Origin of the sequence: Bacteroides sp. L008, from assembly GCF_040812255.1 — a bacterium.
Taxonomy (GTDB): Bacteria; Bacteroidota; Bacteroidia; order Bacteroidales; family Bacteroidaceae; genus Bacteroides; species Bacteroides vicugnae.
In genome coordinates this window covers 1,009,362-1,032,553 of the sequence record NZ_JBFNXO010000002.1, presented here as the reverse complement: position 1 = coordinate 1,032,553, position 23,192 = coordinate 1,009,362, and the positions used below count along the sequence as shown (strand labels likewise).

Sequence of the window (23,192 nt, the reverse complement as noted above, 5' to 3'; positions counted from 1 at the left end):
GACGATCATGAAAGCAAAATACGCCTTAATAGCTTTACTGGCAATCACCTTTTGGGGTTGTGATGACAACACTGCCGGACTGGGATTGGGAATGTTTCCGGGAAGCGACCAAAATATCAATGGAAAGCTATCTACATTTGATGTAACTACCGAATCCGTTCATGCCGGTAAGATATATGCAATGACCAATGTGGGGTATGTAGGAAAGTTCACTGATGAAACATTCGGAACTTATCAGGCAGGTTTCTTGGCGCAACTTAACTGTCCGACTGGAATGACATTCCCCGGAGTATATGATGGTACTGCTTTGGACAGTAAAGGGAAAGCTACCCGGGTAATGGTAGGGGACGATAATGAATATAATAAAGATGTGACTTTCATACGCGATGATAAAAATAATATAATTGGCAACATCCATACAATTGAACTTTATTTGTGGTACAGCAGTTATTTTGGAGATTCATTAACAGCCTGCCGCCTAAGTGTTTATGAATTAGGAGGTGAAGGGAAGAAAGAACTAAATGCAGATAACGCTTACTATACTGATATCAACCCAGAAGAGTATTACAATTCTCAGAATATATTAGGTACTAAAGCATACACAGCTGTTGATCTTTCCGTAAAAGACTCTATCCGTAACCTTAGCACATATGTCCCAAGTGTACATGTTTCTTTCAAGAATGAAGCTGCAATAAGAATAGGTACAGAAATAATAAAAAAATCCAGAGAATTAGGTGTCAATCTTGATAATAAAGCATTCAAAGATATATTTAAAGGAATCTATATAAAAAGTGATTATGGTGACGGTACGGTACTTTATATAGATCAAGCACAAATGAATGTAGTATATAAATGCTACGCTGTTGATACACTTAAGGGTACTATCCTACCCAAACAAGTAGTAAAAGAAGGAGAGTCTAAAGATTCTACTTATTATGGCTATCGTACCTTTGCTACTACTCGTGAAGTTATTCAAGCTAATCAATTAAACAATGACAAGGATGCTATTCAAAAGTGCATTGATGAAGATACTTGGACATACCTAAAGAGTCCAGCAGGAATTTTTACTCAAGTAACCATTCCTGTTAGCCAGATAGCAGAAAAACTCCAAGGTGATACATTAAATGCTGTCAAGTTAGGAATGCCTATCTATAATGAAACCAATGATAAAAAGTTTGGTATGTCTACTCCTAATAACGTTTTATTGATACGTAAAAAGTATAAAGACAGTTTTTTCAAAGACAACCAGCTAAGTGATGGTATAACCTCATCTCTATTTACCCCTACCACAACCAACTTTACTCAATATACATTCAATAATATCACTCAAATGATAAATGATTGTTTAGCAGATAGAGAGAAAGCTGAGAAAGAAATACGGGAAAAGGGATCTATAACAATCAAAACAACTGATTTAGAAGGAAACAGCAAAAATGAATCGGTCAATGATATTAAAGACTGGGAAAAGTTAAGTGAGTGGAACAAATTCGTACTTATCCCAGTACTTGTGACTAAAGATTCTTCTTCAAGTAATAGCTACTATGGTTCCAGTAATATTATCAGTATACAACATGATTTAAAACCTGGTTATGCACGTTTGAAAGGAGGTAGCAAAGGAAGTATACAAGATACTCATGGTAACCCTTCATATCCAGAGTATTTACTCAAACTTGAAGTTGTCTCTACAAACTTCGGAACAAAATCGAAATAAAAGACAAGTAAAATAATCTATAAAATAATAGCACAGGTAACATTAGAGTAACCTGTGCTATTATTTTATAGATATATTCAGATGAAGCAGCCAAGGCAAATTTCACTCTTTGTATTATAAAAAAAGACATTCATTGAAATCCCTTAAAATCTCTATCATAAAAAACCGTGAGTGTCTTTTATCTTACCCACGGTTCCAATATATAATAATTCTTATACTCCCTTATTTAGCAGCAGCCTTTTTAGCTTTACCTGTAGCCTTCTTCGGCTCCGCAGCTGCTTTCTTAGCTTCAGCTTTCTTTGCAGCAGGCTTTGATTTAGCAACAGCTTTCTCTTTTACTGCCGGTTCTTTAGCATCAGCAGCCTTTTTGACTGTCGTTTTCTTTGCCGCTTCTGCTTTTGCCTGCCATTTAGCCACTTCTTTTTCCAACTCGGTAATCTCATCTCCCTGGTTCTTAATTGTAGTCAACAAAGAATTTAATTCTTCACTGTCTACATCAGCAGGATATAGTGCATCTACCCGTTTGATAAAGTCACCCAGAATATTCATATAGTTGGTGAAAGCATCATAAGGAGAATCATAGATCCCACGATTCAGCCACATACCATTATTCTTCGTTGTCATGAAACGGAAGTTATTGCTAGCCTGCAAATAATCCCAATCCTGTTTGATACGACGGTCGTCACACAAATGCACACGTTCAGCTACACTATACAATTTATTGAAAGCCTCGCGTTGCATAACATTACCTAGCCAACAACTAGTATCTCTTTCTTCATCTACCCATGACATCGGATATGCAACATCAAGCTGTGACACTGATTTCAACTTCGTTACAATTTCTGTCGGTGTAGAGAAAGTGATTCCCTTAGCCTTTGCGCATTCCGGCAACGCTTTCAAGAATTCAAGAATATTAGAAGATAACGGTTGAGCCATACCAAGTGCGCTCAATTCCATGAAGATATTAATTACTTGTTCTTCTTGCGGTAATGCATCGATCCAATTAATATATTTATCAGCGAACAAAGGATATTCCGCCCAATCCGAATTGGAGAAACGCAAGCTGATATCGTCAGAAAGTTTGAAATCTCTCAACAAAAGCTTAAGACTGGGAGCTTGATTACAGTGATAGACATAATGCGGACTCTTCCATCCCAACACATGTTTAGCACCTTCCGTTAACATCCCCTTAAAACCCATAGAAGCTACCAAGCCACCAATTTCATCAGAATAAATCAGACTAGAATTGCGGAACACTTTCGGTTCTTTACCAAACATCTGTTTCATCTTATCACGTTGACGAAGCACTTCTTCGCGGAAGCAATCCTCGTTGGCAAGTGAAGACAAACCATGTGAATAAGGTTCACACAAGAACTCACAACATCCTGTTTCATTCAACTGATGCAATAAATCAATGACTGCCGGAGCATGAATTTCCAATTGTTCCAAGGCTACCCCCGAGATAGAAAGCGCTACTTTAAAGCCCCCCCCCGAGTTCTTCACCATCTCAATTAAAGTATTGAGAGCAGGAATATATGAACGTTCAGCGACCTCATTCATACCCGTTTCATTCGCATAATCATCGTAATAATAATGATCATTACCAATATCGAAGAAACGATAGCGTTTCAAATGGATAATTTGATGTATTTCAAAATAAAGACAGATAGTTCTCATTTTTATTTATTGTTTTGTTATTTACCATAGTTTCTTAACACAGCATCATAGAGAGCACGGATTCTCAAGCCGACTTTTTCCCAAGTAATCCCATCCACTTCTTTCTTACCTTCTTCCTTGAGGTATTCGAAAAGAGACGGATTAGTACAAAGAGAGTGGATAGCGTCAGCCATTGCATGAATATCCCAGTAGTCAGTTTTTATCACCTTATCAAGAATCTCGCCACACCCTGACTGCTTAGAAATGATGGAAGGCGTTCCACACTGCATCGCCTCCAATGGAGCAATACCGAAAGGTTCAGAGACAGACGGCATGACAAACACATCACTGTTCTTATAAACTTCATATACCTGCTTACCTTTCATAAAACCAGGGAAATGAAACCGGTCAGCAATACCACGCTCGGCCACCAGATTGATCATGGCATTCAACATATCACCCGAGCCAGCCATAACGAAACGAATATTACGAGTACGACGCAACACAAGAGCAGCAGCTTCTACAAAATATTCCGGCCCTTTCTGCATCGTAATACGTCCGAGGAAAGTGACCACCTTTTCTTTTGAATGATCGGGACGTGGAATGTCCAGCAGCTCCTGCGACAATGGATAAACAGCATTATGCACTGCAAATACTTTTCTAGGGTCCTGATGATACTCGTTAATAACAGTGCGGCGAGTCAACTCGGACACGCACATGATACAATCGGCATGATCCATACCATTCTTCTCAATCGAATAAACAGTAGGATTGACTTTGCCACGAGAACGGTCAAAATCAGTGGCATGCACATGAATACAAAGCGGCTTTCCACTTACCATCTTGGCATGTACACCGGCAGGGTAAGTGAGCCAGTCGTGAGCATGAATAATATCAAACTCCTGCTGACGGGCTACTACTCCGGCAATGATCGAGAAATTATTAATTTCTTCGTGCAAGTTCCCAGGATAGCCACCTGCAAATTCCATACATCCCAAATCATTCACATGCATATAAGAAAAATCGGCATAGATATGATCACGGAAAGAATAATACTCCTCCGGTGTCATTTCCAACAAACGGGACTTCAAGTAATCGTAGTGGACATCACGCCATACGATGGGTACTTGATTCATACCGATTATTTTCAAGAACTTTTCTTCTTCGCCGCTAGGCTTAGGCATACAGAAAATCGTCTCCATATCACCTTGCAGACTCAATCCTTTAGTTATTCCATAAGAAGCAACCGCAAGACCACCATATATTTTGGGAGGGAATTCCCATCCAAACATTAAAACTTTCATCTTCGTTCCTCCTTTTTTAATAATACTTAGACAGTAGCTTTAAGACACGCAGTATTTCTGCTACATTCATCGCGAACGACACCGCGCCACGTCCTTTAAAAGGCGGGTTCCCATCGAACAACTCGGGAATGGAACCAACACAATGGCTTGTCATCTCGTCATCATAACTAATAAGCTGGCGTTCAACAAATGACAATCCGCTCATCTTATAAATTCGAAGATAAGCTTCCAGATAGAATCCCATCAACCAAGGCCAAGCAGTTCCCTGATGATAAGCATAATCCCGTTGTATCTGCGGACCCACATAGTTAGGATTATATCCACCACTCTTCGGACTCAACGAACGAATTCCTTTCGGAGTGAGCAGCTCTTTGGTCACAATATCAAGCACCTGTTTCTTTTGTGCACGATCCAAAGGAGAATAATCAAACGCTACGGCAAATATCATGTTAGGACGTACACTCCAATCCATCATATTACCGTCAACATAATCAAGCAGATAACCATATTCGTTACGGAATACCTCGACAAAAGACTTTCCGGTTACTTCCGCCTGCGCATCGAGTTCATCCGCCAAGTATACGTCTCCCCCTTCGCGCACCAAATCAGCGATGAAACGCAGCGCATTATACCACAACGCATTAAATTCAACAATATATCCTGTACGAGGAATCACCGGATGTCCGTTCACAGTAGAGTTCATCCATGTAATCGCCTTATCCGTACCGTTAGCAAAAAGTAATCCATTGTCATGCAAAAAGAGATTCTCATGTTTCCGCTGACGGATAAACTCCATCATATCTTTCAGGAGTTCTCCATATTTCTGACGACATTGCTCACGGGAAGTCTCTTTTGCATATTGCTGCAAAGCCCAGACAGCCCAAAGCAAAACGTCCGGATGCTCCATTTCATAAATCTTGTATCCGACAGGTTCTTCATTAATAAAGTTGCGAATCGCTTTTTCCGCCGTTTTCATCACATCCTCAAACTGGTCGACCTCATCGAGCGCAAGCGTCAGCCCCGGCAGTGCAATGAACATATCACGCGCACGACACTTAAACCACGGATAACCGGCAAGAATATAATGTTCGTCTTCCTGTTGGTTATGGAACTGATGAGCGGAATTCTTCAGGCAGTGATAAAAGCTATCACGCGGGGTACGATCAGCCACTTCAGCCTCAAATGTCTGTTTCAATCTACGGGGAGTCACTTCTGAAGTTCCGGCAGAGAATACGATACTCTCCCCTTTCTTTATATCCACCTCAAAATAACCGGGAACATAAAGGTCTTCATTGAAGTCATACCCTCGTTCTTGCTCTTTCGGGTATTCAATCCCCCGATACCAGTCAGGCATGAAATGGAACTCACACTTTTTATTCAACTGCATATAAAGTTCCGGATAGCCGGGATACATACAGGTTTTAATACCATTTTCCACAAGTTGATACTCGCGGCTTGCCTGCCCATTTTCATGTGTGTACTCGCGTACACTCCTGAAAGCGAGGAACGGGCGAAAGCGCAAGGTTGTGGCCGAATGCGCATCAAGTAACGTATAACGAATCAGGATTCTATTTTCATGATGTACAAAGATTTTTTCTTTGCGGAGGATAACACCTCCGACACGGTAAGTTGTTGCCGGGATATGCTCACAGTCAAACTCACGGATATACTTGTGTCCGTTAGGACTAAAGTTGTTTCCTTGATATTTGTGCAACCCCAAGTTAAACTCCGCACCGTGTTGAATTACCGTTTCATCAAGAGAAGATAGCAGCACATGATTTTCATCGTCGAGATTGGGAACTGGAATCACCAACAGGCCGTGATATTTGCGTGTGTTACAATCAACAATCGTCGTACAATGATAAGCTCCTGCTTTGTTCGTCCGGAGGATTTCTCTTTGAAGAGATTCTTCCAGATTCGTCATGAGGGTCTTGTCAAATCGTAAATAACTCATAGTTGTGCATTATTAAAGGTTAATTATTGGTCATTATATCGTATATCTATTTATTGTTACATACCGTATATATTGGCTGTAGCATCATATACAACGGGTATAACGCCCAAATGTACAAATTATAGATAAAAACAAAAATAAAAAGGCTTTTTATTTTCAGATTTTGTGCAAATATTCGTAGTATTGCGTAAAATATCTAAAGAAAAGAATGTCATGAAGCAAGATATTCAGCGTATCATGCTGGCTGCAGCAAAGCCTTTGTTCCTTATTTTTATCCTCTATTTACTCAAGATTATGGAAGTCGGAATGGACTGGGACTTCTCTCGCTTGGGGGTATATCCTATGGAGAAACGGGGACTGGTAGGTATTTTAACTCACCCGCTGATACACAGCGGATTCAGTCATTTACTGGCAAACACAATCCCTTTATTTTTCTTGTCATGGTGTCTTTTTTACTTTTACCGGGGGATAGCAAATAAAATTTTCATCCTAATCTGGCTAGGAGGCGGACTACTAACTTTCCTGATCGGAAAACCGGGATGGCACATCGGTGCCAGCGGATTGATTTACGGACTTGCCTTCTTTCTCTTTTTCAGTGGTATTCTCCGCAAATATGTTCCACTCATTGCCATTTCTCTACTCGTCACCTTTTTGTATGGAGGAATTATATGGCATATGTTTCCTTATTTCTCCCCCACCAATATGTCGTGGGAAGGTCATCTCAGCGGTGGAGTTATAGGAACATTCTGTGCTTTCGTTTTCGTCAATCACGGTCCACAACGACCGGAACCTTTTGCAGACGAAGCGGAAGAAGAAGAGAATATAGAAGAAGCAACGGCAGAAGAGGAAAAAGAAGAGAAAGAACCATTATAAATGCCACCTCATGCCACCGTACTGTCACAACTGTGCCATCGTATTGGCACAATTATGACATAGGCGTGGCACAACTGTGCCACCATGGTGGCACAGTTAATATAATAGCTTTCCAGTTCAATAAGATAATCTGAATTCAATCAAGACCGATGCAACGCCTCAATCAATAACGTTATATTTGCCGTAAACAATCTTACAGATATAGCCAATAAGATGATGCCGAAGAACTTACGAATAATATAAATACCTCCTTTTCCCAGGAAACGTTCTACACGACCGGTCATACTCACTACAAAGTAAACCCAGATCATGTTCAAGACTAAAGCTATAATGATATTAACACTGGCATATTCCGCCCGGAGAGAAAGCAAAGTGGTGAAAGCTCCGGCACCTGCCAACAGAGGAAAGACGAGCGGTACCAAAGTTGCTTCTTTGATAGGACCTTGGTTCTTGAAAATCTCAATATCCAGAATCATCTCCAAAGACATGAGGAAAATGACAAATGCGCCGGCTACTGCAAACGACTCAATATCTACATGGAAGAGTTTCAGCATCATATCTCCCGCATAGAAAAATCCGATCAGCAAAGCAAAAGAGATGACAGTAGCTTTCATTGCATTCACATCTTTCCCTTTTTCTTTCAGGTTAATTATAATAGGTATAGAGCCGATAATGTCTATCACGGCAAAAAGTACGATAAACGCACTGATCATCTGTTGCCAATTGAAGCCTGCGAACATAATTTCCTCCTTTTTTTCTGCAAATATACTCTATTTTTATGCATTCAAACAATAAAAAAAACAAAAAGAACGCTCAGATATTGACAGCAGTATTGTATTATGAGTAAATTTGTACGATTAACAAGAGATTACAACATATGGAAACAATGTTCGACACTTTGCTCCAATTGCCTTTATTTCAAGGTCTTTGTCATGAAGATTTCACAAGTATTCTGGATAAGGTCAAGCTACACTTTATCAAGCATAAAGTGGGAGAAACTATCATAGAAAATGGTAGTCCGTGTAAACAACTCTGCTTTCTGTTAAAAGGAGAGGTTTCTATCGTCACAAGTTCCAAAGAAAATATATACACCGTCATTGAACAGATGGAAGCACCTTACCTGCTGGAACCACAGTCGTTGTTCGGCATGAACACCAATTACACTTCCGCTTATATAGCACATACGGAAGCACACACTGTCAGCATCAGCAAAGCGTTTGTACTTAGCGACCTGTTCAAATATGAAATATTCCGGCTCAACTACATGAACATTGTCAGCAACCGGGCACAAAATCTTTATTCCCGTTTATGGGAAGAACCGACACAAGACTTACAAGAGAAAATCATTCGCTTTTTCCTGCTACATTGTGAAAAAACGCAGGGAGAAAAGATATTCAAAGTAAAAATGGACGACCTTGCCCGCTACTTAGATGACACTCGGTTGAATACATCAAAAGCACTCAACGAGCTACAAGACAAAGGATTATTAGAGTTACGCCGGAAAGAGATTCTTATTCCGGACGCACAAAAGCTGATAAGCGAATAGATACGAATTAACCAACAAAAGAAATTATCTATCACAAAAATAGCCTCAACAGGAATTTCCATTGAGGCTATTTTTATGATACAAAGTGTATTATTCCCATTCAATAGTTGCCGGCGGCTTGGAACTGATATCATAGGTGACACGGTTCACTCCTTTCACCTTATTAATAATATCATTCGATACCTTACCCATAAATTCATAAGGCAGATGTGCCCAGTCAGCTGTCATGGCATCAGTAGATGTCACAGCACGCAAAGCAACCGCTCTCTCATAAGTACGTTCATCTCCCATTACACCCACGGACTGTACCGGCAACAAGATAACCCCCGCCTGCCATACTTTATCATACAATCCCCAGTCACGCAATCCCTGGATAAAGATATCGTCAGCATCCTGCAGAATACGTACTTTTTCAGGAGTAATATCTCCCAGAATACGCACTGCCAGTCCCGGTCCCGGAAACGGATGACGGGTAATCAGATGCTCCGGCATACCCAACTCACGGCCCACCCGGCGAACTTCATCCTTAAACAACAAACGAAGCGGCTCACACAACTTCAGATTCATCTTTTCAGGAAGTCCCCCTACATTATGATGGCTCTTTATTACCGTACCCGTAATAGACAATGACTCAATGCAGTCCGGATAAATAGTACCCTGCGCCAGCCATTTCACGTCTTTTATCTTATGAGCTTCTACATCGAACACATCGATAAAGCCCTTACCTATAATTTTACGCTTACTTTCCGGTTCAACCACCCCAGCCAGTTCTGCGAAGAACTTTGCACTGGCATCAACGCCAATCACATTCAAACCGAGACACTCATAATCCTTCATCACATTCTTGAACTCATTCTTACGCAGCATACCATGATCTACAAAGATACAAGTCAAGTTCTTGCCAATAGCCTTGTTCAGCAACACTGCTGCAACCGAAGAATCGACTCCGCCACTCAAACCGAGAACGACTTTATCATCCCCCAACTGCGCTTTCAGCTCGGCAACCGTACTTTCAATGAATGAAGCCGGCGACCAGTCTTGTTTGCAACCGCAAACATCTACCACAAAGTTCTTCAGGATTTGAGTTCCGTCTTCACTATGGAATACTTCCGGATGGAATTGAACACCCCACACTTGCTCACCTTCTACCTGATAAGCAGCAATCTCCACTTTATCTGTTGAAGCTATTTTCTTGAAATTATCGGGAATAGCAGTAATCGTATCTCCATGGCTCATCCATACCTGCGACCCATCACGCACTCCTTTAAACAGCACATTATCTTTGCAGAATGAAGCCAAGTGAGCACGTCCATATTCGCGTGTTCCGGCCGGTTCCACTTTTCCGCCATTAGTGTATGACATAAATTGTGCACCATAACAAATACCCAATATCGGATATTTACCACGAATTTCACTCAAATCTACTTTGAAAGCATCTTTATCGTAAACCGAGAAAGGACTTCCGGAGAGAATAACCCCTTTAATAGTCGGGTCTTCTTTAGGAAATTTGTTATAAGGAACAATTTCACAATACGTATCCAATTCGCGTACACGACGACCTATAAGCTGTGTTGTCTGCGAACCGAAATCAAGAATTATTATTTTTTCCTGCATATCAATGGTTGGATTTTGAATAAATTGAGTTGCAAAAGTAGAAAAAAGTACGCAATCTATATTAATAATGAAGAGAAAAATAAAGGAGATTCACCAGTTTACACTTGGAACCTCCTTTATTTCAATTAGAATCAACGATTCTTTTCTTTCAATAAATCACGTATCTCCGTCAACAAAACCTCCTCCTTCGTTGGCGCAGGAGGAGCTGGAGGAGTGGCTGCCACTTCTGCCTGTTTTTTAGTTGTCAACTTCGTAATCAACCGTATAAATAAGAATATAGCGAAAGCTATAATCAGAAAATCAAAGGTGGCTTGCAGAAACTGGCCATAATCCAACGTCACGGCCGGAGCTATCTCCTTGCCGTCAGCACCAATCTCCGCTGCTTTCATCACCCATTTCAAATCTGTAAAGTTCACACCGCCAACCAGTAAACCAATCGGAGGCATGATAACATTAGCAACCAATGATGATACGATTTTTCCAAATGCACCACCAATAACAACACCGACAGCCATGTCAATGACGTTACCTTTCATAGCAAACGCCTTAAAGTCCTGTAAAAATGTGTTCTTTCCCATCTTTTTTCAATATTTAATGTGAATTTAATATGCGAATATAAAAACATTTTTGTAATTTTGCACCGCATTTGAAAATAAAACAAGTGCGAAGGCTGAGAGATATTTGAACAAATATTATAAAACCCTTAAAAGTTTAAACAAAATGATTAAAGTAGGTATTAATGGATTCGGACGTATCGGACGTTTCGTTTTCCGCGCTGCAATGACAAGAAACGATATTCAAATCGTAGGTATCAATGACCTTTGCCCGGTTGATTACTTGGCTTATATGCTGAAATACGACACAATGCATGGTCAATTCGATGGTACTATCGAAGCAGATGTTGAAAACAGCAAACTGATCGTTAACGGTCAAGCTATCCGTATCACAGCTGAAAGAAACCCGGCTGACCTGAAATGGAATGAAGTAGGCGCAGAATACGTTGTTGAATCTACAGGTTTGTTCTTGAGCAAAGACAAAGCTCAGGCTCACATCGAAGCTGGTGCAAAATATGTTGTAATGTCAGCTCCTTCTAAAGATGACACTCCGATGTTCGTTTGCGGTGTAAACGAAAAAACATACGTAAAAGGTACTCAATTCGTATCTAACGCTTCTTGTACTACTAACTGTTTGGCTCCTATCGCTAAAGTATTGAACGACAAGTTCGGTATCCTTGACGGTTTGATGACTACAGTTCACTCTACAACTGCTACTCAGAAAACAGTTGACGGTCCTTCTATGAAAGACTGGAGAGGTGGTCGTGCTGCTTCTGGCAACATCATCCCTTCTTCTACTGGTGCTGCTAAGGCTGTAGGTAAAGTAATCCCTGCATTGAACGGCAAATTGACTGGTATGTCTATGCGTGTTCCGACTTTGGACGTATCTGTAGTTGACTTGACAGTTAACTTGGCTAAACCGGCTACTTACGCTGAAATCTGCGCTGCAATGAAAGAAGCTTCTGAAGGCGAATTGAAAGGTATCCTGGGTTACACTGAAGATGCAGTAGTTTCTTCTGACTTCTTGGGTGACACTCGTACTTCTATCTTCGACGCTAAAGCAGGTATCGCTTTGACTGATACTTTCGTTAAAGTTGTATCTTGGTATGACAACGAAATCGGTTACTCTAACAAAGTTCTTGACTTGATCGCTCACATGGCATCAGTTAACGCTTAATTAGAAGCCTGAACAATATAGAAACCGCTGCGGGAAACCGTAGCGGTTTTTTTATACATTTCATTTTATATATTGTTAAAAAGCAACGTGTTATCCGTTGAATAAGCTACAATTTTAGTAGCTTTGTACCTCTATGAAGAGATTAATACTAACATTGATACTAGTTTGCACTATGAACAATATAATAAATGCCCAGAATCCTTTCTACGGGCAATATCATACGCCGCACGAAACCGTGCCGTTCGACCGGATTAAAACCGAACATTATGAACCTGCTATTCTGGAAGGAATCAGGCTGCAAAATGCTGAAATAGAAGCTATCATACAGAATCCGGAAAAGGCTGACTTCACCAATACAATAGAAGCTTTCGACGAATCCGGAGAATTACTGGATAAAGTAGTAGCCGTCTTCGGCAATATGCTAAGCGCAGAAACGAATGACGACCTGCAAGAACTGGCTCAAAAGATAATGCCGTTGCTTAGTGAACACAGCAACAATATCACACTGAACGAAAAGTTATTCGCACGTGTGAAAGAAGTGTATAACCAGAAAGAGGCTTTGCAACTGACACAGGAACAAAAACAGTTACTGGAAAATGCATATAACAGCTTTGTACGCCATGGCGCCAACCTGGAAGGAGAAGCACGGGAAGAATACCGTCGCCTGACTACCGAATTGAGTAAACTGACTCTAACTTTCAGTGAAAACAACCTGAAAGAGACGAATGCTTATCAAATGCTGTTAACAAAAAAAGAAAGCCTCGCCGGACTACCCGAAATTATCATAGAAGCAGCTGCAGAAACAGCCAAGAGCGAAGGAAAGGAAGGATGGGCATTCACGCTTCACGCTCCGAGCTATGTTCCTTTCATGACGTATTCCGATAATCGGGATTTACGTCAAAAACTGTATATGGCTTATAACACCAAATGTACACACGATAACGAATTCAATAATATCGACATCGTAAAAAAAATAGCCAATACACGCATGAAAATAGCCCAATTACTGGGATACAAAGATTATGCGGAATATACGCTAAAGAAAAGAATGGCTGAAAACAGCAAGTCGGTATACAAGCTACTCAACCAACTGTTGGAAGCATATACTCCTACTGCACAGCAAGAATATAAAGAGATACAAGAACTGGCTCGTAAAGAACAGGGAGCTGATTTCGTTGTCATGCCTTGGGACTGGAATTATTATTCAAACAAACTGAAAGACAAAAAATTCAATATCAACGAAGAAATGCTTCGCCCCTACTTCGAACTGGAACAAGTGAAGAAAGGAGTGTTTGGTCTGGCTGAAAAGTTATATGGAATCACGTTCCGGAAAAACACAGAGATTCCGGTTTACCATAAAGAGGTGGAAGCCTTTGAAGTGTTTGATAAAGACGGTAAATTCTTAGCCGTCCTATACACCGACTTCCATCCGCGTCCGGGAAAACGTGCCGGAGCCTGGATGACGAGTTACAAGGAGCAATGGATAGATAAAAAGACCGGTGAAAACAGCCGTCCGCATGTATCCGTTGTAATGAACTTCACCAAGCCAACCGAGAATAAGCCTGCTTTATTGACTTTCAATGAGGTAGAAACATTCTTACATGAGTTCGGACATAGCCTGCACGGTATGTTTGCCAATTCCACTTACAGGAGTTTAAGTGGAACTAACGTATATTGGGATTTCGTGGAACTTCCCTCACAAATTATGGAGAATTTTGCCATAGAGAAAGATTTCCTCAATACCTTTGCCCGCCATTATCAGACGGGAGAAGTTTTGCCGGATGAATTGATAAAACGTCTTGTAGATGCATCAAACTTCAATATTGCGTATGCTTGTCTGAGACAAATAAGTTTCGGTCTACTTGATATAGCATGGTATACGCGTAACACTCCTTTTGAAGGAGATGTGAAAGCTTATGAACAGGAAGCCTGGAAGGATGCGCAAATATTACCGGTAGTACAAGAAGCTTGCATGAGTACGCAGTTCTCCCACATCTTTGCCGGTGGATATGCCGCTGGGTACTACAGCTACAAATGGGCGGAAGTATTGGATGCTGACGCTTTTTCATTATTCAAGCAAAAAGGGATATTCAATCAGGAAGTGGCAGACTCATTCCGCAATAATATTCTGTCGAAAGGAGGAACGGAACATCCGATGGTACTTTATAAACGTTTCCGCGGACAGGAACCGAGCATTGATGCTTTGCTAATCAGAAATGGGATAAAGAAATAAGTATTAAGTTATTAGATATTAAATATGAAGAGAAGTATATTTCAAATAGTAGGATTGCTTTTATTGCTTCCTTTATTTTCTGGATGTAATGATTCGGACGATGTAGCTGCTATCTTTACAGGAAAAACTTGGAAACTAAATTATATCACAGTAGATGGAGGTCATGAGATGTTTGGCTTTTGGGAGAATGAAGAACAAGAAAAAGCAAGTATTGAAGAGCTTAATAAAAACGGTACATACAACATCGTATTTGATGGTACAGTAGATGGAGATGTTATCAACGGAAATATAAAAGGAAGTGTAATTGCAACCAGTACTTTTGAAGGGAAATGGAATGCCAACGCCAAGAACAACAGTTTTAAAGCTACAGTCACCACCGCTGGTAGCTATGGCAACGATAGACTCGCCAAAAATTTTATAGAGGGACTTAATACCGCCACATCTTACGAAGGAGACAGTAACAACTTATACCTTTTATACAAACCGGCATCCGGAAAACAAACTTTCCGCATGGTTTTCCGGGTAGTCAGCAATAAATAGTAAACAACATGGATACTAAAAAGAAACAATTAGAACTTGACAAACGTTATATACGCATGGCCAGCATATGGGCTGAAAATTCCTATTGCCAACGCCGTAAAGTAGGAGCTTTAATTGTTAAGGATAAAATGATTATCTCCGACGGATATAACGGGACACCTTCCGGATTCGAGAATGTATGTGAAGATGAAAACAACCTGACAAAACCATACGTTCTGCATGCGGAAGCCAATGCCATTACCAAAATAGCGCGTTCAAACAACAGTAGCGACGGTGCTACCATGTACGTCACCGCCTCTCCTTGCATCGAATGTGCAAAGTTAATCATACAGGCAGGAATCAAACGGGTAGTTTATTCCGAGCATTACCGCCTGGAAGATGGAATAGAGTTATTAAAACGGGCGGGAATCGAAGTTATCTACACAGAGTTAGATGATAATTCCTCTCCCAATAAATAAGAAGACGAACGTTTTAAAAAAGGAATAGACATGAGTACAAAAAACTCTTCACGTTTCACACCTGTCATCATAGCAGTCAGCGTGGTAGTCGGGATTCTTATCGGTACATTTTATGCCAAGCATTTTGCCGGCAACCGTTTGGGTATCATCAACGGTTCCTCCAATAAGCTAAACGCATTGTTACGCATTGTAGACGATCAATATGTCGACACCGTAAACATGGCCGATTTGGTAGAAAAAGCCATGCCGCAAATTCTAGCCGAACTGGATCCGCATTCAACTTATATCCCAGCCCAAAATCTCGAAGAAGTCAACTCTGAGCTGGAAGGCAGCTTCAGCGGAATTGGCATCCAGTTTACCATACAGAATGACACCATTCATGTCAATGCTGTTGTTCAGGGAGGTCCTTCTGAAAAGATAGGATTAATGGCGGGCGACCGCATTGTTACTGTAGACGATAGCTTGTTTGTCGGCAAGAAAGTAACGAACGAACGGGCTATGCGCACCTTGAAAGGTCCGAAAGGCTCACAAGTAAAATTGGGAATCAGACGAACAGGAGAAAAGGACTTATTACACTTCAACATCACGCGTGGAGACATTCCTCAAAATACCGTAGATGCCGCTTATATGTTAAATGACAATATCGGTTATGTGAAAGTCAGTAAATTCGGACGTACCAGTCATGTAGAATTGCTGAATGCATTAGCACAGCTCAACCATAAAAAATGCAAAGGTCTAATCATTGACCTACGCGGTAATACCGGAGGATATATGGAAGCAGCCATCCGCATGGTTAATGAATTCCTGCCCGAAGGCAAGTTGATCGTATATACTCAAGGCCGTAAATATCCACGTGCAGAAGAATTTGCTAACGGTACAGGTAGCTGTCAGAAAATGCCGCTTGTTGTATTGATTGACGAAGGTTCTGCTTCTGCCAGTGAAATCTTCACCGGAGCTATTCAAGATAACGACCGGGGTACAGTTGTAGGACGCCGTTCCTTCGGTAAGGGACTTGTGCAACAGCCCATCGATTTCAGTGATGGATCGGCTATCCGCCTGACAATCGCCCGCTACTACACCCCATCCGGACGTTGCATCCAACGCCCGTACGAAAGTGGTAAAGACCGTAACTATGAGCTGGATTTATATACCCGTTACGAACATGGAGAATTTTTCTCACGTGATAGTATCAAGCAGAATGAGAGCGAACGTTATAATACCAGCTTGGGACGTACTGTGTATGGCGGTGGTGGTATCATGCCGGATATATTCGTACCGCAGGATACGACGGGAGTCACTTCTTATCTATCGACAGTTATTAACCGGGGATTGACTATTCAGTTCACATTCCAGTACACCGACAACAATCGGAAGAAATTAAGCCAATACGAAACAGAGGAAGAATTGCTGAATTATCTTCGTCATCAGGGTTTGGTGGAACAGTTTGTCCGTTTTGCTGACAGTAAAGGAGTGAAAAGAAGAAACATCCTCATTCAGAAATCATACAAATTATTGGAAAAGAACCTCTTCGGCAACATCATCTACAACATGCTTGGATTGGAAGCTTATCTCCAATACTTCAACAAGACAGATGCTACTGTTATTAAAGGTATTGAGATACTTGAAAAAGGAGAAGCTTTCCCAAAAGCTCCGGTAGCCGTTGAAGAGGAAGAAGTGACGAAGGATAAAAAAGATGGAAAGAAAAAAAGAACTGCGCAAGCATATAGCATTACTGAAGACCCGACACGCGGATTCAACTATGCGAAAGCTGCAATCAGCTAACATACTTGCCGCCCTCGAAGCCCATCCGGCTTTCAGGGCGGCAAATACAGTATTACTATACCATTCGCTGAATGACGAAGTAGACACACATGCCTTTATTCAAAAATGGAGGACTGAAAAGCGGATCCTACTCCCCGTAGTAGTAGGCGATGATTTAGAACTACGGATATACACCGGACCGGAAGACATGTCAATCAGCGGTATCTACGGTATAGCAGAACCAACCGGAGAAATATTCACAGACTATGCAGCCATAGACTTCATCGTCGTTCCCGGAGTAGCTTTCGATGCTAAAGGTAACCGTCTGGGACGGGGAAAAGGATATTATGACCGTCTCCTGCCACGCATACCATCAGCCTACAAAGCAGGAATCTGTTTCCCATTTCAATTAGTAGAAGAAGTTCCGGCGGAATCATTCGACATCCGCATGGATATAATTATAACAATCAATGAAGACGAATTATCACACCCATACCACCCGCTGCCATCATGCGACAGGGAGTGACGAAGAATTTGTTTTAAGTGCCATCAAAGGCGGCTATCAAGAATTAGGTTTTTCTGACCACACTCCGTGGAAATACCACACTGATTATATATCCGACATCCGGATGCTTCCCGAAGAATTAGCGGAATATGTGGAAAGCATCCGTTCGCTGCAAGAGAAATATAAAAATCAAATCAGCATAAAAATAGGATTGGAATGCGAATATTTTCCTGAATACATACACTGGCTAAAAGGAGTCATCAAAGAATATAAACTGGACTATATCATCTTCGGAAACCACCATTTTCACACAGATGAGAAGTTTCCCTACTTCGGCCGGAATACAGACTCGGTAGACATGCTCGAACTCTATGAAGAGAGTGCTATTGAAGGAATGGAAAGCGGACTATTTGCCTACCTTGCCCATCCGGATTTATTTATGCGTTCTTACCCCGAGTTCGATCGTCATTGTAAGCTAGTCAGCAGGCATATCTGCCGGACAGCAGTACGGTTAAACTTACCGTTGGAATATAATATCGGATATGAAGAATATAATGACATTCATGGTATTACTACCATTCCTCATCCGGATTTCTGGAAAATAGCCGCCCATGAAGGTTGCACCGCTATCATCGGCGTGGACGCCCATAACAATCAATATTTGGAAAATCCTTTTTATTACAACCGTGCAACCGAAACACTCCGGAAGCTAGGCATAAAGGTGATAGACAGAATATCTTTCTTCAACGAAAAATAATATTTGTAATAACGGTAGCCCCGACTTTCTGATTCAGCGTGCGTACCAATACCTCACGCCCCATCATCAATTCCTGACGAAGAGCAGCAGAAGTCAGATGCACATACAATGTCTGATTACGAATATAAAGATTGCTGGTATAAGCCGCCGCCGGTCCCAAGATTTGAGGCCAGGCATCCAGCAGCCTTTGTTCGTTCAGCGGAGATTCCAAACTCTCCTGACGAAGAAACTGTTGAATCAGTTTTCCTATTTGTTCGGCATCATTGCGCTTCATTTTCAGCCTCCGTTTCTTGAATTGTACCCTCCTCTACACGAAATATTTTATAATCGCTGCCTACCTTATGTAAAATACGATCGAGATGTCCTCGGTTCGTATCCGTTATAAATATCTGCCCGAAATTGTCTCCGGCCACCAGCTTCACAATTTGCTCTACACGGGAAGCATCCAACTTATCAAAAATATCATCCAGTAATAATAAAGGAACAGTCCGACCGGTACGTTTCAAAAAATCAAACTGTGCCAGTTTCAATGCTACCAGATACGTTTTGTTCTGTCCCTGCGAACCTTCTTTCTTTATCGGGAATTCACCCAACAACATATTCAACTCATCTTTATGAATGCCACGCAAAGAGAATCCCATTATCTTATCCCTCTCCCTGCTTTGCTTCAACACTTCCAACAAAGAAGCATCCCGCGCATGAGACTCATAAGATAGTCCCACCACCTCTTTATCTTGCGAAATAAAGGAATAGAAAGATTGGAAAATAGGAATAAACTCCCGGATAAACGCTTCACGCTTCTGGAATACGATTGCACCGGCTTGCGCCATCATCTCCTCCCATACAAGAAACAGCTCCTCCTCCACCGGAAACTCACTCTTCAACAATGTGTTACGCTGCGCCAATGCTTTATTGTACCGTATCAGCGCTTCAAGATATTCCTTATCATACTGCGAAATCACTACATCCATAAACCGGCGGCGCTCCTCACTTCCTCCGGCTATCAATTCGGAATCGGCAGGTGAAACCATCACCAGGGGCAGAAAACCGATGTGGTCCGAAAAACGACTATATTCTTTCTTGTTCCGTTTAAATTGTTTCTTCGAACGGCGTTTCATCCCACAATAAATCTCTTCAGGAGTTCCGTCCTCCGCTTCATAAAAGCCCTGAATCACGAAAAAGTCTTGTTCATGACGAATATTTTGAGAATCAATCGGGTTTCCGGAGCTCTTACAGAAAGACAAGAAATACACCGCATCCAGCAGATTCGTCTTTCCCATTCCATTCAGTCCGAAAAAGCAATTCAGCTTAGCAGAGAATCCCAGTTCTACCTCTTCCAGATTCTTATAGTTTAATACAGATATTCGTTTCAGTATCATTGTGTACACGTTAATTTGTTCACAAAAGTAGCAAGATTTTCGTGGTTTTCGGGTGTAAAACAAAAAAAGATGCTTCTAAATTTCGTTTGTAGATATAAAAAAACTACTTTTGCGAGTCGAAATATCAAACGGTGAATAATAACAAAAAGAATCATATAAAATGGCAGAACAAAAGAATCAGAACGAACATCTGAACGTAGAAGATGCACTGACACAATCGGAAGCATTTCTTATCAAGTACAAAAACGCAATTATTGGCGGTGTTGTTGCTGTGATTATTATTGTAGCAGGTTTTATCATGTACAAAAACCTCTATGCTGAACCACGTGAGGAAAAAGCACAGGCAGCTCTTTTCAAAGGACAGGAATACTTTGAACAGGATGCTTTTGAGCAGGCTTTGAATGGCGACAGCATCGGTTATGCAGGTTTCCTGAAAGTTGCCGATGACTACAGCGGAACAAAAGCGGCAAATCTGGCAAAAGCTTATGCTGGTATTTGCTACGCACAACTTGGCAAATATGAAGAAGCAGTGAAGATGCTGGACAGTTTCAATGGAAAAGACCAAATGGTTGCCCCGGCAATCTTGGGTGCTGCAGGTAACTGCTATGCACAACTTGGCCAATTAGACAAAGCGGCTTCTACTTTACTGTCGGCTGCAGACAAAGCAGACAACAACACATTAAGCCCGATCTTCCTGATACAAGCCGGTGAAATCCTGGTAAAACAGGGAAAATATGACGATGCTGTAAACGCTTACACTAAGATCAAGGATAAATACTTCCAATCTTATCAGGCTATGGACATCGACAAATATATCGAGCAAGCTAAATTGATGAAAAAATAATATACCTTATTATATAAGGGAATCGAGGCACGGATTACACCGGATTAAGCGGACTATCTATTAAAACCGTGGAATCCGTGAAATCCGTGCCTTTCTTCTTAATCTCTCATACTCTCAAATTTCCATTTTATAATCCTCAACTTTTAATTAACTATGGCAACAGCTTACCATAACTTATCCGAATATGATTTCAATTCCGTTCCGAATGCAGAAGCAATGAAATTTGGTATCGTCGTATCCGAATGGAATTTCAATATTACCGGTGCTTTACTGAAAGGTGCAGTCGATACATTAAAAAAACATGGAGCAAAAGACGAAAATATTCTGGTGAAAACTGTACCGGGAAGTTTCGAACTTACTTTTGGAGCCAACCAAATGATGGAAAATTGCGATCTTGATGCAATTATTGCAATTGGTTGCGTAATTAAAGGAGATACTCCACATTTTGATTATGTTTGCATGGGAGCAACCCAAGGAATTACCGAATTAAACGCAACTGGCGATATACCAGTTATTTACGGATTAATTACCACAAATACAATGGAGCAAGCAGAGGATCGTGCCGGTGGCAAACTGGGTAACAAAGGAGATGAATGTGCAATTACTGCAATAAAAATGATCGATTTTGTTTGGAGTTTAAATAAATAGTTGTATCTTTGCACCGCAATTGAGAAACAAACCTCCTCAAAAGCAAAAAAGGGCAAATACCAGAGTGGCCAAATGGGGCAGACTGTAAATCTGCTGTCTTTCGACTTCGGTGGTTCGAATCCATCTTTGCCCACAAAAAATTGCGGAAGTAGCTCAGTTGATAGAGCATTAGCCTTCCAAGCTGAGGGTCGCGGGTTTGAGCCCCGTCTTCCGCTCTCCAAAGAGAATCTGAGAAATTAGATTCTCTTTTTTTTGTTTAACTTTAGTCCGCTAAGCTTATGAAGAATTCTCCGGTACAATCGCACGTACTCCGGCTAGCACATCCCCCTATCCCCACTGTCCGCATCGGGATTATAGGACTGGGCAATCGAGGATTGCTCACCTTACAACGTTATCTGCAAATCGAAGGAGTAGAAATCAAAGCTCTTTGTGAAATAAGAGAAGGAAATTTAAGTAAGGCTCAACAACTATTAAAAGAAGCCGGCCGTTCCGAAGCCACCGGATATACTGGAGTGGAGGGATGGAAAAAGATGTGCGAATCGGACGAAGCAGATTTAATATTCATCTGTACCGACTGGTTAATGCACACTCCAATGGCAACCTTCGCAATGGAATGCAATAAGCATGTAGCCATTGAAGTTCCGGCTGCTATGAGCGTGGAAGAATGTTGGCAGTTAGTAGACACTGCAGAAAAAACCAGGAGACACTGCATCATGCTCGAAAATTGTTGTTATGATCCTTTTGCACTAATGACCCTCAATATGGCCCAACGAGGACTGTTCGGAGAAATCATGCATGTAGAAGGAGCCTACATTCACGATCTTCGTTCAATGTATTTTGCCGAAGAGAGCGAAGGCGGCTACCACAACCATTGGGGAAAAAGATACAGCATCGAACATACAGGCAATCCTTATCCCACTCATGGGTTAGGCCCCGCCTGTCAGATACTGGATATTCATCGCAGCGACAGAATGGAATATCTCGTTTCCATGTCTACTCATCAGGCAGGAATGAGCGAATATGCCCGCAGACTATTCGGCGAATATTCACCGGAAGCCCACCAGAAATATCAATTGGGAGATGTAAATACCACTCTTATCCACACGCTCAAAGGGAAGACGATCATGCTTCAATACGCCATATCCACCCCACGTCCTTACAGCCGCCTTCAAACAATATGCGGCACACTGGGATTCGCCCAGAAATACCCTGTCCCCTGTATCGCCCTGGATCCTAATGGAGACACTCCACTTGAAGGAGAACTGCTAGAAAAAATGATGGCACGCTATAAACATCCTTTTAGCGCAACCATTGGCGAAGAAGCACATCGCAGAGGCCTACCTAATGAGATGAATTATGTAATGGATTACCGCCTTATTCATTGTCTGCGCAACGGGCTTCCACTGGATATGGATGTATACGACGCTGCCGAGTGGTCGTGCATCACAGAACTAAGTGAAAAATCTGTACTGAATAAGAGCATGGCAGTAGAAATTCCGGATTTCACCAGGGGAGCCTGGAAAAAATACAAATACTAGGTTCCAACAGAAGTACAGCTGAAGCAGGTAGCTTACCCCAACAAGAGTAGTAAACGTTAAGCAATTCTAAAAAGGTGACTTTTTTTTAGGAAGAGTCTCTTTATGACATGTCTTTTATATGTATTTGACGTCACATAAGC

At 41.4% G+C, this 23,192-nt stretch carries 21 protein-coding genes and 2 tRNA genes; 15 read left to right on the top strand and 8 right to left on the bottom strand.

The genetic code is table 11. From position 1 onward, the window contains the following. Nucleotides 1-7 precede the first annotated feature (7 nt). Entirely contained in the window at nt 8-1,711 is a 1,704-nt protein-coding gene (locus AB3G73_RS22975) for a DUF4270 domain-containing protein (RefSeq protein ID WP_195648466.1), read from the top strand. 222 nt (nt 1,712-1,933) lie between these two features. Here the strand turns inward: AB3G73_RS22975 and AB3G73_RS22970 are convergent, their stop codons facing one another. Genes AB3G73_RS22970 through AB3G73_RS22960 form a run of 3 tightly spaced genes read right to left on the bottom strand, consistent with a single transcriptional unit; the run spans nt 1,934 to nt 6,625 of the window. After that, nucleotides 1,934-3,388, bottom strand: a complete 1,455-nt coding sequence (locus AB3G73_RS22970; protein WP_195648467.1) for a glycoside hydrolase family 57 protein — start codon at nt 3,386-3,388, stop codon at nt 1,934-1,936. Between the two features lie 17 nt (nt 3,389-3,405). Further along, nucleotides 3,406-4,671 (bottom strand): glycosyltransferase family 4 protein, encoded by a 1,266-nt coding sequence (locus AB3G73_RS22965; protein ID WP_164727216.1) that lies wholly within the window; start codon nt 4,669-4,671, stop codon nt 3,406-3,408. Between the two features lie 16 nt (nt 4,672-4,687). Then, complete coding sequence (locus AB3G73_RS22960; RefSeq protein WP_148364336.1) at nt 4,688-6,625, bottom strand: glycogen debranching enzyme N-terminal domain-containing protein; 1,938 nt, start codon at nt 6,623-6,625, stop codon at nt 4,688-4,690. Nucleotides 6,626-6,838: 213 nt separating this feature from the next. Between AB3G73_RS22960 and AB3G73_RS22955 the strand changes: the two genes are divergently transcribed. Further along, the gene (locus tag AB3G73_RS22955) at nt 6,839-7,498 is read left to right on the top strand and encodes a rhomboid family intramembrane serine protease (protein ID WP_367745665.1); all 660 of its coding nucleotides are present in this window, start codon (nt 6,839-6,841) and stop codon (nt 7,496-7,498) included. Nucleotides 7,499-7,638: 140 nt separating this feature from the next. Here AB3G73_RS22955 and AB3G73_RS22950 read toward each other — a convergent pair whose 3' ends face one another. Then, nucleotides 7,639-8,238, bottom strand: coding sequence for a MarC family protein (locus tag AB3G73_RS22950; RefSeq protein WP_004301781.1), 600 nt, complete (start codon nt 8,236-8,238; stop codon nt 7,639-7,641). A gap of 137 nt (nt 8,239-8,375) precedes the next feature. On the opposite strand from AB3G73_RS22950, the gene AB3G73_RS22945 reads away from it, so the two are divergent. After that, a complete protein-coding gene (locus AB3G73_RS22945; protein WP_148364334.1) occupies nt 8,376-9,044 on the top strand; it encodes a Crp/Fnr family transcriptional regulator in 669 nt (222 codons plus the stop codon). Nucleotides 9,045-9,134: 90 nt separating this feature from the next. Here AB3G73_RS22945 and guaA read toward each other — a convergent pair whose 3' ends face one another. Next, nucleotides 9,135-10,658 carry a glutamine-hydrolyzing GMP synthase gene (gene guaA, locus AB3G73_RS22940; protein WP_148364333.1) on the bottom strand — a complete coding sequence of 508 codons (1,524 nt, stop codon included), beginning with the start codon at nt 10,656-10,658 and terminating at the stop codon, nt 9,135-9,137. Nucleotides 10,659-10,789: 131 nt separating this feature from the next. Then, complete coding sequence (gene mscL, locus AB3G73_RS22935) at nt 10,790-11,236, bottom strand: large-conductance mechanosensitive channel protein MscL (protein WP_148364332.1); 447 nt, start codon at nt 11,234-11,236, stop codon at nt 10,790-10,792. A gap of 142 nt (nt 11,237-11,378) precedes the next feature. Here mscL and gap point away from each other — a divergent pair, with 142 nt between their 5' ends. The 7 genes from gap to AB3G73_RS22900 all read left to right on the top strand — a co-directional run bounded on the left by gap (nt 11,379) and on the right by AB3G73_RS22900 (nt 18,643). Beyond that, nucleotides 11,379-12,389, top strand: a complete 1,011-nt coding sequence (gene gap, locus AB3G73_RS22930) for a type I glyceraldehyde-3-phosphate dehydrogenase (protein ID WP_143258094.1) — start codon at nt 11,379-11,381, stop codon at nt 12,387-12,389. A gap of 172 nt (nt 12,390-12,561) precedes the next feature. After that, nucleotides 12,562-14,622 (top strand): M3 family metallopeptidase, encoded by a 2,061-nt coding sequence (locus AB3G73_RS22925; protein WP_367745664.1) that lies wholly within the window; start codon nt 12,562-12,564, stop codon nt 14,620-14,622. 24 nt (nt 14,623-14,646) lie between these two features. Further along, entirely contained in the window at nt 14,647-15,162 is a 516-nt protein-coding gene (locus tag AB3G73_RS22920; protein WP_148364330.1) for a DUF4847 family protein, read from the top strand. A gap of 8 nt (nt 15,163-15,170) precedes the next feature. Further along, entirely contained in the window at nt 15,171-15,620 is a 450-nt protein-coding gene (locus AB3G73_RS22915; protein ID WP_148364329.1) for a dCMP deaminase family protein, read from the top strand. Nucleotides 15,621-15,650: 30 nt separating this feature from the next. Further along, the gene (locus tag AB3G73_RS22910; RefSeq protein WP_148364328.1) at nt 15,651-17,402 is read left to right on the top strand and encodes a S41 family peptidase; all 1,752 of its coding nucleotides are present in this window, start codon (nt 15,651-15,653) and stop codon (nt 17,400-17,402) included. Continuing rightward, nucleotides 17,380-17,907: a 5-formyltetrahydrofolate cyclo-ligase gene (locus AB3G73_RS22905; RefSeq protein WP_229091884.1), complete on the top strand. Its 528-nt coding sequence runs from the start codon at nt 17,380-17,382 to the stop codon at nt 17,905-17,907. Before AB3G73_RS22910 ends, AB3G73_RS22905 begins: the two co-directional genes overlap by 23 nt. After that, nucleotides 17,852-18,643 carry a histidinol-phosphatase gene (locus tag AB3G73_RS22900; RefSeq protein ID WP_148364326.1) on the top strand — a complete coding sequence of 264 codons (792 nt, stop codon included), beginning with the start codon at nt 17,852-17,854 and terminating at the stop codon, nt 18,641-18,643. The genes AB3G73_RS22905 and AB3G73_RS22900 overlap by 56 nt, the downstream gene beginning before the upstream one ends. Here the strand turns inward: AB3G73_RS22900 and AB3G73_RS22895 are convergent. Together AB3G73_RS22895 and AB3G73_RS22890 are read right to left on the bottom strand one after the other, a co-directional pair. Then, nucleotides 18,630-18,917, bottom strand: coding sequence for a DUF721 domain-containing protein (locus AB3G73_RS22895; protein ID WP_074638816.1), 288 nt, complete (start codon nt 18,915-18,917; stop codon nt 18,630-18,632). The genes AB3G73_RS22900 and AB3G73_RS22895 overlap by 14 nt on opposite strands. Continuing rightward, a complete protein-coding gene (locus AB3G73_RS22890; protein WP_074638815.1) occupies nt 18,904-20,022 on the bottom strand; it encodes a DNA replication/repair protein RecF in 1,119 nt (372 codons plus the stop codon). Before AB3G73_RS22890 ends, AB3G73_RS22895 begins: the two co-directional genes overlap by 14 nt. 160 nt (nt 20,023-20,182) lie before the next feature. Here AB3G73_RS22890 and AB3G73_RS22885 point away from each other — a divergent pair, with 160 nt between their 5' ends. From AB3G73_RS22885 to AB3G73_RS22865, 5 genes are all read left to right on the top strand, one after another. Further along, nucleotides 20,183-20,866: a tetratricopeptide repeat protein gene (locus AB3G73_RS22885; RefSeq protein ID WP_074638814.1), complete on the top strand. Its 684-nt coding sequence runs from the start codon at nt 20,183-20,185 to the stop codon at nt 20,864-20,866. Between the two features lie 153 nt (nt 20,867-21,019). After that, nucleotides 21,020-21,514, top strand: a complete 495-nt coding sequence (gene ribH, locus AB3G73_RS22880; RefSeq protein WP_004301766.1) for a 6,7-dimethyl-8-ribityllumazine synthase — start codon at nt 21,020-21,022, stop codon at nt 21,512-21,514. A gap of 50 nt (nt 21,515-21,564) precedes the next feature. Then, nucleotides 21,565-21,647, top strand: a tRNA-Tyr gene (locus AB3G73_RS22875). Between the two features lie 9 nt (nt 21,648-21,656). Then, a tRNA-Gly gene (locus AB3G73_RS22870) sits at nt 21,657-21,729 on the top strand. 63 nt (nt 21,730-21,792) lie between these two features. Continuing rightward, nucleotides 21,793-23,052, top strand: a complete 1,260-nt coding sequence (locus AB3G73_RS22865) for a Gfo/Idh/MocA family oxidoreductase (RefSeq protein WP_320978671.1) — start codon at nt 21,793-21,795, stop codon at nt 23,050-23,052. Nucleotides 23,053-23,192: the final 140 nt, after the last annotated feature.

Bases quoted from the DNA above. Each gene is read 5' to 3' on its own strand.
- AB3G73_RS22975 (WP_195648466.1), top strand. From the start codon at position 8: ATGAAAGCAAAATACGCCTTAATAGCTTTACTGGCAATCACCTTTTGG.
- AB3G73_RS22970 (WP_195648467.1), bottom strand. From the start codon at position 3,388: ATGAGAACTATCTGTCTTTATTTTGAAATACATCAAATTATCCATTTG.
- AB3G73_RS22965 (WP_164727216.1), bottom strand. From the start codon at position 4,671: ATGAAAGTTTTAATGTTTGGATGGGAATTCCCTCCCAAAATATATGGT.
- AB3G73_RS22960 (WP_148364336.1), bottom strand. From the start codon at position 6,625: ATGAGTTATTTACGATTTGACAAGACCCTCATGACGAATCTGGAAGAA.
- AB3G73_RS22955 (WP_367745665.1), top strand. From the start codon at position 6,839: ATGAAGCAAGATATTCAGCGTATCATGCTGGCTGCAGCAAAGCCTTTG.
- AB3G73_RS22950 (WP_004301781.1), bottom strand. From the start codon at position 8,238: ATGTTCGCAGGCTTCAATTGGCAACAGATGATCAGTGCGTTTATCGTA.
- AB3G73_RS22945 (WP_148364334.1), top strand. From the start codon at position 8,376: ATGGAAACAATGTTCGACACTTTGCTCCAATTGCCTTTATTTCAAGGT.
- guaA (WP_148364333.1), bottom strand. From the start codon at position 10,658: ATGCAGGAAAAAATAATAATTCTTGATTTCGGTTCGCAGACAACACAG.
- mscL (WP_148364332.1), bottom strand. From the start codon at position 11,236: ATGGGAAAGAACACATTTTTACAGGACTTTAAGGCGTTTGCTATGAAA.
- gap (WP_143258094.1), top strand. From the start codon at position 11,379: ATGATTAAAGTAGGTATTAATGGATTCGGACGTATCGGACGTTTCGTT.
- AB3G73_RS22925 (WP_367745664.1), top strand. From the start codon at position 12,562: ATGAACAATATAATAAATGCCCAGAATCCTTTCTACGGGCAATATCAT.
- AB3G73_RS22920 (WP_148364330.1), top strand. From the start codon at position 14,647: ATGAAGAGAAGTATATTTCAAATAGTAGGATTGCTTTTATTGCTTCCT.
- AB3G73_RS22915 (WP_148364329.1), top strand. From the start codon at position 15,171: ATGGATACTAAAAAGAAACAATTAGAACTTGACAAACGTTATATACGC.
- AB3G73_RS22910 (WP_148364328.1), top strand. From the start codon at position 15,651: ATGAGTACAAAAAACTCTTCACGTTTCACACCTGTCATCATAGCAGTC.
- AB3G73_RS22905 (WP_229091884.1), top strand. From the start codon at position 17,380: ATGCGAAAGCTGCAATCAGCTAACATACTTGCCGCCCTCGAAGCCCAT.
- AB3G73_RS22900 (WP_148364326.1), top strand. From the start codon at position 17,852: ATGAAGACGAATTATCACACCCATACCACCCGCTGCCATCATGCGACA.
- AB3G73_RS22895 (WP_074638816.1), bottom strand. From the start codon at position 18,917: ATGAAGCGCAATGATGCCGAACAAATAGGAAAACTGATTCAACAGTTT.
- AB3G73_RS22890 (WP_074638815.1), bottom strand. From the start codon at position 20,022: ATGATACTGAAACGAATATCTGTATTAAACTATAAGAATCTGGAAGAG.
- AB3G73_RS22885 (WP_074638814.1), top strand. From the start codon at position 20,183: ATGGCAGAACAAAAGAATCAGAACGAACATCTGAACGTAGAAGATGCA.
- ribH (WP_004301766.1), top strand. From the start codon at position 21,020: ATGGCAACAGCTTACCATAACTTATCCGAATATGATTTCAATTCCGTT.
- AB3G73_RS22865 (WP_320978671.1), top strand. From the start codon at position 21,793: ATGAAGAATTCTCCGGTACAATCGCACGTACTCCGGCTAGCACATCCC.